The organism is Terriglobales bacterium, assembly GCA_035624475.1.
In the GTDB taxonomy this organism is placed as follows: domain Bacteria; phylum Acidobacteriota; class Terriglobia; order Terriglobales; family Acidobacteriaceae; genus DASPRL01.
This window is the reverse complement of the sequence record DASPRL010000228.1, coordinates 1-7,207: the sequence shown is the minus strand read 5'-3', so window position 1 is coordinate 7,207 and position 7,207 is coordinate 1. Positions and strand designations below refer to the sequence as shown.

9 protein-coding genes are annotated in these 7,207 nt (G+C 68.9%); 8 read left to right on the top strand and 1 reads right to left on the bottom strand.

The window, feature by feature from the left end:
• Together VEG08_09430 and VEG08_09425 are read left to right on the top strand one after the other, a co-directional pair.
• Nucleotides 1-288: histone deacetylase (locus VEG08_09430; protein HXZ28202.1), on the top strand; the 288-nt coding region annotated here is incomplete at its 5' end.
• Nucleotides 289-362: 74 nt separating this feature from the next.
• Nucleotides 363-539 (top strand): hypothetical protein, encoded by a 177-nt coding sequence (locus VEG08_09425; protein ID HXZ28201.1) that lies wholly within the window; start codon nucleotides 363-365, stop codon nucleotides 537-539.
• A gap of 119 nt (nucleotides 540-658) precedes the next feature.
• Here VEG08_09425 and VEG08_09420 read toward each other — a convergent pair whose 3' ends face one another.
• Nucleotides 659-2,035, bottom strand: coding sequence for an MFS transporter (locus VEG08_09420; protein ID HXZ28200.1), 1,377 nt, complete (start codon nucleotides 2,033-2,035; stop codon nucleotides 659-661).
• Between the two features lie 89 nt (nucleotides 2,036-2,124).
• Here VEG08_09420 and VEG08_09415 point away from each other — a divergent pair, with 89 nt between their 5' ends.
• From VEG08_09415 to VEG08_09390, 6 genes are all read left to right on the top strand, one after another.
• Nucleotides 2,125-2,835 (top strand): TetR/AcrR family transcriptional regulator, encoded by a 711-nt coding sequence (locus tag VEG08_09415; GenBank protein HXZ28199.1) that lies wholly within the window; start codon nucleotides 2,125-2,127, stop codon nucleotides 2,833-2,835.
• 132 nt (nucleotides 2,836-2,967) lie between these two features.
• Nucleotides 2,968-3,480 carry a sigma-70 family RNA polymerase sigma factor gene (locus VEG08_09410; GenBank protein HXZ28198.1) on the top strand — a complete coding sequence of 171 codons (513 nt, stop codon included), beginning with the start codon at nucleotides 2,968-2,970 and terminating at the stop codon, nucleotides 3,478-3,480.
• Nucleotides 3,477-4,499 carry a FecR domain-containing protein gene (locus VEG08_09405; protein HXZ28197.1) on the top strand — a complete coding sequence of 341 codons (1,023 nt, stop codon included), beginning with the start codon at nucleotides 3,477-3,479 and terminating at the stop codon, nucleotides 4,497-4,499. Before VEG08_09410 ends, VEG08_09405 begins: the two co-directional genes overlap by 4 nt.
• A gap of 62 nt (nucleotides 4,500-4,561) precedes the next feature.
• On the top strand, nucleotides 4,562-5,185 hold the full coding sequence (locus VEG08_09400; protein HXZ28196.1) for a YceI family protein: 624 nt from the start codon (nucleotides 4,562-4,564) through the stop codon (nucleotides 5,183-5,185).
• 66 nt (nucleotides 5,186-5,251) lie between these two features.
• The gene (ffh, locus tag VEG08_09395; GenBank protein HXZ28195.1) at nucleotides 5,252-6,604 is read left to right on the top strand and encodes a signal recognition particle protein; all 1,353 of its coding nucleotides are present in this window, start codon (nucleotides 5,252-5,254) and stop codon (nucleotides 6,602-6,604) included.
• A gap of 38 nt (nucleotides 6,605-6,642) precedes the next feature.
• A partial coding sequence (locus VEG08_09390; GenBank protein ID HXZ28194.1) for a peroxiredoxin-like family protein occupies nucleotides 6,643-7,207 on the top strand: 565 nt, incomplete at its 3' end.

The window sequence follows — 7,207 nt, the reverse complement described above, 5'->3', positions numbered from 1 at the left end:
GACCAGGCGCTGAGCGCGGGACTGCGCCAGTTCCAGCCCGACCTGCTCTGCTACCTGGCGGGCGCCGATCCCTACCAGGAAGACCAACTGGGGGGGCTGGCGCTCAGCCTGGAGGGGCTGAAGAAGCGCGACCTCATGGTGTTCCGCGCCGCCCGCGCCCACGGCATCCCGGTGATGGTGACCTTCGCCGGGGGCTACGCGCGCAAGGTCGAGGACACCGTGACCATCCACTGCAACACCGTGCTGGCGGCCAAGGAGACCTTTGCCTCCAGCGGGAAAGGCGACTAGAGTCTTCTTAGGGACTCATGGTTCGGCTCCGGGCCACCTTGGCGGCCCACCACATCGCAGGCAGGAGGATTCCGATGGCGCAGAAGCTGCAGCCCTACAAGGTCCTGGCCCCGCGGGTCACCGAGACCCACATCGAGCAGGCGCTGCTGGACGCCTGGAAAGAGGGCTACGAGCTGAAGTTCATCATCCCGGAGAGCGGCCCGCGCGGCATGAACGTCTTCCTCATCATGACCCCGCGCAAGGGGAAGTAGCTCCTCGAGGGTGCGTGCACCACGAGAGGCACTGAGAAATGCAGATTTCAGAATGAAGAATGCAGAGTGAATAGGACCAGCGACATTCTGCATTCTCAATCCTGCATTCTGCATTTCTTTCAGTCGATGGCGCGCGCGCCCTTGTCCGCCGCCGCCACCAGGGTGACCAGCAGCATGCCCGCGCCCGCCGCCACGAACATCAGGTCCAGGTGGAGCTGGGCCACCGCCCCCGCGATCAGGGAGGAGATCGGGACCAGGCCGAGTGCCGAGAACATCAGCACGCTCATGACCCGGCCCAGCAGGGCGCGCTCCACCCGCGCCTGCATCCAGGAAGCCAGGGTCACGTTCACCAGCCCGCCGACCAGTCCCATCAAGGCCAGGATCACCACCACCGCGGCGAAGCCGTGCAGCACGCCCAGCAGGGCCAGCCCCACCGACTGCAAGGCGGCGGCGCCCAGCAGCATGAGCCCGCGGCGGCGCGGGTGCTTCATGGTGCCCGCCAGGATCATCCCAGCCAGCGCTCCGGCGCCGAAGCAGGAGATGAAGGTCCCGTAGGCGGCGGAAGAGCCGAAGTGGAACTTGGCCAGCATGGCCAGCCCCACCATGATGGGCCCGATGGCGCACAGGTTCAGCCCCGCGGCCAGCAGCATCAGCGAGCGCAGGGCGTGGTCGCGGTGCACGTAGCGCAGTCCTTCCGCGATGGAGTGCAGCACGCTGGGCTTGGGCGGCGCGCCCGGCGGCGGCGCCGGCCGCGGGACTTCCGGCACGCGCAGGAGCGCGGCGATGGCGAACAGGAAGCTCACCGCGTCGGCCCAGAAAGCCGGCGCCATCCCCCAGCGCTTGATGACCAGGCCGGCAGGCGCCGGGCCCAGCATGGTCGAGGCCTGGGCGCTGGAGGCGAAGAGCGCATTGGCGGCGGGCAACTGCTCCGGCTTCACCAGGGTGGGCATCATGGCCCCGCTGGCGGGAAAGCTGAAGGCGTCGGCCACGCCGAAGGCGAAGGCCAGGAAGTACAGGTGCCAGAGCTGGATGAGGTGCAGCGAGGTCAGCAGCGCGATGGCGGCCACCAGCAGGGTGCGGGCGCAGGCGGTGGCAATGAGGATGCGGCGCGGGGCGAAGCGGTCACTGATGGCTCCGCCCATGAGCATCAGCGCGGCGCGGGGCACACCCGCAGCCATCAGGATGGTGCCCAGGGCCAGGCTGGAGCCGGTGAGCTGCAGCACCAGCCAGGGCAGCGCCACCAGGTAGAACTGGTCGCCCAGCAGCGAAACAGTCGAACCCATCCACAGGTTGCGGAAGTAGGGGATGGTGAGCGGGCTGGGGAGGCGCGGCTTGGCGGCTGCGGAAGGCGCGGGCGCTGGCGAGTTCGAGGCCGCCAGCGCGGCGGCCGGCGCGGCTGCCGCGCCCCCGGCCCCGCCATCCGCGACCAGCGGCGAGGTCGCTGGGCTCGAAGCCGCCGGGTCGGCCTTCGGTTCGGGCGTCAAAGGGAGAGGCATGCTCTCGTCCGCCATGAATGTGAATGTAACTTTACATTCACATTGTTGTCAAGTAAGATTTTTGGGAGAGGACGCTAAGGACTGTGAGCATGCGCGCGCCCATCCTTCCCGCCAAGCAGGCCCGCAGCCGCGCCACCCTGGAGCGCTTGCTCAAGGCCACCGCCGAGCTGCTGGAGGAGGGCGGCCTGGAGGCCGCCACCCTGCCCCGCATCGCCGCTCGCGCCCGCCTCTCCCCTGCCACCGTCTACCGCCGCTTCCCCGACAAGGATGCTTTGCTGCAGGAGGTCTTCCGCCGCTTCTTCGCGACCATTTACCAGAGCAGCCAGGAGTTCTTCCGCCCGGAAGCCTGGGAGGGGATGCCGCTGGCGGAGATGGCGCGCCGCATCGTCACCCACATGCTGGAGTTCAACCGCGAGCACGTTGGGCTGATTCTGGCACTTATGCGCTACGTCGCCCAGCATCCCAAGGCCGCCTTCCGGCGCGAAGCCCAGAAGCAGCAGTCCATGAGTTTCCAGAACGCCATTCAGACCTTGCTGCTGCGCCGCCAGGAGATGGCCCACCCCGAGCCGGACGTGGCCGTGCCATTCGCTCTGCTGGCGGTGAGTACAGTGATGCGCGACCTCATGCTGATGCAAAAGGCCCAGCGCGATGTGGCCAAGTCCTTCCCCGCCTCCGAGCAGCGCATCCAGGACGAATTGCTGCGCCTCTTCCTGCGCTATCTGGGCGTGCCCGAGCCGGAGGCGTCGGCAGCCCCCCCAAACATGACCGATCCCGGCGCGCTCTCTCCCTCCTCCCGTTAACGCTTCGGTCCCAGCCTGCGTCCTCTCCGGCGAGTGGGAATCACGGCCGGGCTGTTAACACTTTCGCCTGTGGTAACGTCTTTCTCCCTTGCGGGGAGGCGAGCCTGGTTGGAAGCGGAGGCCGGAGGGGCCGTGGCCGACGACGTCGCAAGCGTGCGCGCGGCGCGGGCCGGCGACCGTGCTGCCTTCGGCGAGCTTTACCGGCGCTACGCCCGCATGGTGCACGGCCTGCTGCTGGCCCGGGTCGCGCCCGCCGACGCCGACGATCTCACCCAGGAGGTCTTCTTCCAGGCCTGGCGGGAATTGCGCAAGCTGCGCGACGACTCCGCCTTCGGCGGCTGGCTGGCGCAGATCGCGCGCAACCGCGCCCGCGACCACTTCCGCCGCTCCCGCCCCCAGGACGAACTGCCGGCGGGGCTGGCCGCGCCCGGCGGCGTCGCACCGGAGCAAGAGGCGCGGGCCGCCCTGTCCGCCATCCGGGAGTTGCCCGAAGCCTACCGCGAGACCCTGCTGCTGCGCCTGGTGGAGGGCATGACTGGGCCCGAGATCGCCGCCCGAACCGGCCTCACCGCGGATTCGGTGCGCGTCAATCTGCACCGCGGCATGAAGTTGCTGCGCCAGCGGCTGGAAGGAGGGACGCCGTGAGCGAAGAAGTCGGTCGCTATCTGTGGGACGGCTCGGGCGTCCCGGATCCGGAGGTCGCGCGCCTGGAGCAGTTGCTCGGCCGCTACCGCTACGACGCGCCCCTGCGTCCTCTGCCGACGCGCGCGCCTTCCCGGCGCCCGCGCCTGGTGCTGGCCTTTGCCCTGGCCTCGGCCGCTCTCCTCGCCTGCGTGGTCCTGCTGGCCTCGCTGCGCTTCCGCTGGCAGCCGGGGGCGGCCTGGGCGGTGGAGGCGGTGAGCGGCGCTCCTCAACTGGATGGCAAGCGGCTGCGCGAGTCGGGCCGCCTGGGCGTGGGTCAGGAACTGGTGACCGATGCGGACTCCCGCGCCCGCATCCGCGTGGCCCGCATCGGCGTGGTGGAGGTCGAGCCCAACAGCCGCGTGCGCCTGCTGGCCACCACCTCCAACCACCACCGCATCGAGTTGGAGCGCGGCAAGATCCGCGCCCGCACCTGGGCGCCTCCCTTCACCTTCGCGGTGGACACTCCCTCCGCCCAGGCCTACGACGTGGGCTGCGCCTACACCCTGGAGGTGGACGAGCACGGCAACGGCCTGCTGCTGGTCACCTCCGGCTGGGTGGAGCTGGAAGGCGACGAGTGGGAGACCATGGTGCCCGAGGGCGCGGCGGCGGAGTCGCGCCCCGGCGTCGGGCCCGGCAGCTCCTACTACCAGGACGCCAGCCCTGCCTTCAAGACCGCCCTGCGGGAGATCAACTTCGGTCCCGGCAGCGGTCCCGCCCACCAGGCCGCGCTGTCGACGCTGCTTCAGCAGGCCCGCAAGCGCGACCTCATCACCCTGCTGAACCTGATGTTGCGCCTGCCGCCCCAGGAGCGCGGGCAGGTGTACGACCGCGCCGCCCAGCTTTCCCCGCCGCCTCCCGGGGTCACGCGCGACGCGGTGGTGCGCGGCGAGCACATGGCGCTGGAGCCCTGGTGGCAGAATCTGGGCCTGGGCAACGTCAAGCGCTGGTGGATCTACTGGAAGGATGCGCTGATGCTCTGAGCTTCGGTTAACACTTCCCCTCCCTGCTGCGTCCTCTGGAACGACGCACGAGGAGGCGCATCATGTCCAGCCGGAAGTGGAGGTCGCCGGCAGCCCTTGTTCTCACCCTGCTGTTCACGCTCCTGGCCGCATGCCAGGAGCAGCGGCCCGGCAGCCAGCCTCTCTCGCTGGCCGTGGTGCCCGCTTTCAGCAACGTGGGCTTCAGCATCATGGAGTTCGGCGTGATGCGCCAGGAGGGCAGCTTCCGCGACTTCCGCGGCGACATCTACTACGACCCGGCCCACCCCGAGCGCTCGCACGTCTCCTTCGTGGTGCAGGTGGACAGCATCGACGCGCGCTCGCGGCACCGCGAAGAAGCCCTCCGCTCCGACGACTTCTTCGACACCCAGCGCTTCCCCACCATGAGCTTCACCAGCACCGCGGTCGCGGCCCGGCCCGACGGGACGCTCGCGGTCACCGGCGACCTCACCATCCGCGGCGTGAGCAAGCGCATCACCATCCCGGTGCGCTACCTGGGCTTCATGCGGGTCAGCGACCAGAGCTCCTATGCCGGCTTCGAGAGCACCTTCACGCTCGACCGCACCGAGTTCGGGGTGAACGGTGCGCGCTGGCAGGGCGGCCGCCTGCTGCTGAGCAAGGAGGTCACCATCACCCTGCAGATCGGCGCTCGGCCTGCGGGACAGTGAGTCCGCCTCCCGGGCTGCTAGAATGAGAGGATGCGGGCGAGCGTGGGGCCCGCCCTGCTTCCATCCATGTTTGACAGCCTGAGCGACAAGCTGCAACGCACCTTCAAGGACCTGCGCGGCCAGGGTGTGCTCAACGAAGACTCGGTGGGCGAGGCCATGAAGGCGCTGCGCCTGGCCCTGCTCGAGGCCGACGTCAACTACCAGGTGGTCAAGGAACTCACCGAGCGCATCGGCGACAAGTCCCTAGGCAAGGATGTGATGACCGCCCTCTCCCCCAGCGAGATGGTGGTCAAGATCGTGCGCGACGAATTGATCGAATTGCTCGGCCGCGACACCGCCAAGCTGAAGTTCGCCTCCCAGCCGCCCAGCGTCATCCTCATGGCCGGCCTGCAAGGTTCCGGCAAGACCACCACCTCGGGCAAGCTGGCCGCCTGGCTGAAGAAGGGCGGGCACCGGCCCATGCTGGTCAGCGTGGACGTTTATCGCCCGGCCGCGCGCGAGCAGCTCAAGGTCGTCGCCCAGGCCATCAAGGCCAATCTCTACGAGGGCGAGGTGGCGGAGGCCAACACCGCCACCGTCGAGCGCCTGGCCAAGGAGGCCCGCCGCGACGCGCTGAACTCCGGCTGCGACGTGCTTATCGTGGACACCGCCGGCCGCCTGCACATCGACGAGCAGCTCATGGAGGAGATGCAGTCGCTCAAGCGCCTGCTCGCGCCCCAGGAGGTGCTGTTCGTGGCCGACGCCATGACCGGCCAGGACGCGGTCAAGAGCGCCGACGAGTTCCACAAGAAGCTCACCCTCACCGGCGTGGTGCTCACCAAGATGGACGGCGACGCGCGCGGCGGCGCCGCTCTCTCCATCCGCAAGGTCACGGGCCAGCCCATCAAGTTCCTGGGCGTGGGCGAGCGCTACGACGCGCTCGAGCCCTTCCATCCCGACCGCATCGTCTCCCGCATCCTGGGCATGGGCGACGTGCTCACCCTCATCGAAAAGGCGGAGGAGAAGCTCGACAAGAAGAAGTCGGAGGAGTTCGCGCGCAAGGCGCTCTCCGGCGGCGGCTTCTCGCTGGAAGACTTCCGCGACCAGTTGCGCCAGGTGAAGAAGCTGGGCTCGCTGCAGTCCATCGCGGGCATGCTGCCCAAGATCGGGCCCTTTGCCGGCCTGCAGAACGCCGCCGACAAGGTGGACGAGAAGGAGCTGACGCGCGTCGAGGCCATCATCAACTCCATGACCCCGCACGAGCGCGACCACCACGAAGTGATCAACGGCTCGCGGCGCAAGCGCATCGCCCGCGGCTCCGGCACCTCGGTGCAGGAGGTCAACCAGCTCCTCCGCCAGTACGCCCAGATGCGCAAGGCCTTCCGCATGATGAGCAAGCCGGGATTCAAGCATGGCTTCGGGGGAATGAAGTTTCAGTAAGCTGGCCAACGACCAACGACTAACGACCAACGACTGAAATGCAATGGCGCGGCGCCAATCCGGGGATCGAGCAGGCCCCCGCGGCCACCCTCGCCGAGCGCCTGGAGCAGATCACGACCCAGGTTGCCGCGCTGGTCCCGGCGGAGAAGCGCCGCGCCCCCGAGCAGTGGATCGAGGAATTGCGCGCGGCGGGCGCCCTCGAGCGCATCCTGCCGGTGGGCGCCCCGGCCCCCGACTTCGAGCTTCCCGACATCAACAAGCAGCCGGTGCGCTCGCGCGAACTGCGGGCGCGCGGCCGCCTGGTCATCGCCTTCTATCGCGGGCGCTGGTGTCCCTACTGCGTGGCCGCGCTCGAGGCCCTGCGCGACATCGCGCCTAAGATCGCGGCCCGCGGCGCCTCGTTGATCGCCATCTCGCCGCAGACGGTGCAGCAGTCCAGCTTCGCCGCCGAGCAGCACGAGCTGCGCTTCCCGGTGCTGAGCGACGCCTCGAACCGCGTGGCCCGCCAGTTCGGCGTAGCTACTTCGCTGCCCGAATACCTGCAGGAGCATTACAAGCGCGTCTTCATCAACCTGCCGCACTGCAACGGGGACACGAGCTGGG